At 68.5% G+C, this 2,127-nt stretch carries 2 protein-coding genes; both read right to left on the bottom strand.

All coding sequences use genetic code 11. The annotated features are described in order from the left end of the window. Window positions 1-62: 62 nt before the first annotated feature. Complete coding sequence (istB, locus tag QWJ90_RS14830) at window positions 63-857, bottom strand: IS21-like element helper ATPase IstB (RefSeq protein ID WP_290108645.1); 795 nt, start codon at window positions 855-857, stop codon at window positions 63-65. Beyond that, window positions 857-2,062 carry an IS21 family transposase gene (gene istA, locus QWJ90_RS14825; RefSeq protein ID WP_290108644.1) on the bottom strand — a complete coding sequence of 402 codons (1,206 nt, stop codon included), beginning with the start codon at window positions 2,060-2,062 and terminating at the stop codon, window positions 857-859. The genes istB and istA overlap by 1 nt, the downstream gene beginning before the upstream one ends. Between the last annotated feature and the right edge of the window lie 65 nt (window positions 2,063-2,127).

The raw sequence follows: 2,127 nt of genomic DNA, 5'->3' as shown, positions 1-2,127 counted from the left end.
TGTCGGCGGCGCTCGAATTGTGAACACTTCCGGCGTTCGAAAAGTGAACGGTTGTGGGCAGTTTAGTCAGCCGGGTCGGTGATGTCGGGGCGGGTGCTGGGGAGGCTGTCGAGGCCGCGGCCTCGGAGCCGGTAGCTGGCTCCCTTGAGGGTGATGACGTCGGCGTGGTGGACGATGCGGTCGATCATCGCGGCGGCGACGACCTGGTCGCCGAACACGGTTCCCCAGCCGGAGAACGGCAGGTTCGACGTCAACACGAGCGACGCGTGCTCGTAGCGGGACGAGACGAGCTGGAAGAACAGGTTCGCGGAGTCCTGCTCGAACGGCAGGTAGCCGACCTCGTCGACGATGATCAGCCCGTAGCGCCGCAGCCGCGAGAGTTCCTGATCAAGACGACCTGACCGGTGGGCGTCGGAGAGGCGGGTGACCCATTCGGTGGCGGTGGCGAACAGGACCCGGTGTCCTTGGTGGGCCGCGATGACGCCGAGCGCCGTGGCGAGGTGTGTTTTGCCGGTGCCGGGAGGGCCGAGCAGGACGACGTTGCGCGCCTCGAGGAGGAACGCCCCCGATGCCAGTTGTGCGACTTGCTGCCTGGCGTTGGGCTGCTGGTCCCAGTCGAAGTCCTCGAGTGTCTTGACCGCACTGAACCCGGCCGCGCGGATCCGCAGCCGGGCGCCGGAGGCATTGCGGGCGCTCACTTCGCGTTCCAGGACGGCGGCGAGGTAGTCCTCGAATGACCAACTCGCTGTTCGGGCTTGCTCCGCGAGGCGCTCTGCCGCTTCGAGGATGCGTGGGGCTTTCAACGCGCCGGCGAGGTAGGTGAGCTGCTTGGCGGTCTCGGTCTGCTTCCCGGCCATCAGAGCGACCCTCCGATCCCGAAGGCTCGGTCGTAATCCGCGAGATCCCGGGTGAGATCGTCGCCGACCGCGACCGGCCGCGGCGTGCGGAACTGCTCCCGCAACGCCTTCGCGATCTTCAGATGAGCGGGATCGGTGAGGGTCATCCCGCGCGCCCAGGCCCGCTCGTGCTCGGCGAGCAAGCGCCCGTCGAGGCGGACTCTGACGCGATCGAGGTCCGCGCTCACATCGACCAGACGCCCGACAGCGCGCGGGTCGACGGAGTAGTCGTTCGTGTCGACGCGGACGTAGTAGTCCCGCCCCAACCGGATCCGGTTGCGCCAGCCCAGGTGCAGCGGGACCGGCGGCAGCGGCAGCATCGCGGCCCGGTCCGCGTCGATGCGCTGAGCCGGGGACGCCTTCAACGTGCGGACCGTGCGGGCATTCGCGCGCTCCAGCCAGTCAGCGAACTGAGCGTTGAAGTCCGCCGGGGACGCGAAGGAGCGACCGGGCATGAACGACGTCTCGAACCAGCCGTTGCGGCGCTCGACGAGTCCCTTGGACTCCGGATCCCGCGGTGGCAGCAGCACCAGCCTCGCCGCGAGCGTTCCCATGAACGACGCGACCCCTTCCGCGCGGCGCTGCCCGCGGCCGATGCCGGGCTCGTTGTCCCACATGAACCGACGCGGGACCGCGCCGATCTGCTGCAACAGCTCCCAGGTGCCCAGCAGCAAGTCCTCCGTCTTCCGGGTCGGGATCATCCGTCCGGCGGTGAACCTCGAGTGCGCGGCGGTGATCACCAGCACCGGCAGCAGCTTCGAGGTCCCGTCCTCGAGCGGGATCTTCCGGGGCGGGAACCAGAGATCGCACTGCGCCGCATCCCCCGGCTCCCACACGAGACGGTCCGCGGGGTCGATGCGGCTCTGCTCGGGTCGGAGACGCTTGACGTTATCGCGAAACCACCGGATCGACCCGGACCACCCCACGCGCTCGGCCAGCACGGTCGCGGGCATGTCCGGCGTCTGGCGCAGCAGCTCCTTCACGCGCGCCTCGAACGGGGTGAACGACGTCGCCGCCGGCGTTCGTTCGTATTTCGGTGGCGAGTCAGACGCCAGCGCGGCGTAGACGGTCGTGCGCGACACCGCCAACCGCTTCGCGATCGCCGCCTTCGAGACGCCTTCCGCAGCGAGCCTGCGGATCAGAGCCCAGTCCTCCAAAGTGATCACTCTCCAATCGTTGAGTGTTCACTTTTCACGCGCCGCTACTGTCCAGTTTTCGAGCGCCGCCGACA

Source organism: Microbacterium oryzae (genome assembly GCF_030406385.1).
Classification (GTDB): domain Bacteria; phylum Actinomycetota; class Actinomycetes; order Actinomycetales; family Microbacteriaceae; genus Microbacterium; species Microbacterium oryzae_A.
Note: the sequence above shows the minus strand (reverse complement) of the source record. Positions and strands in the feature narration are given on the sequence as shown.

Bases quoted from the DNA above. Each gene is read 5' to 3' on its own strand.
- istB (WP_290108645.1), bottom strand. From the start codon at position 857: ATGGCCGGGAAGCAGACCGAGACCGCCAAGCAGCTCACCTACCTCGCC.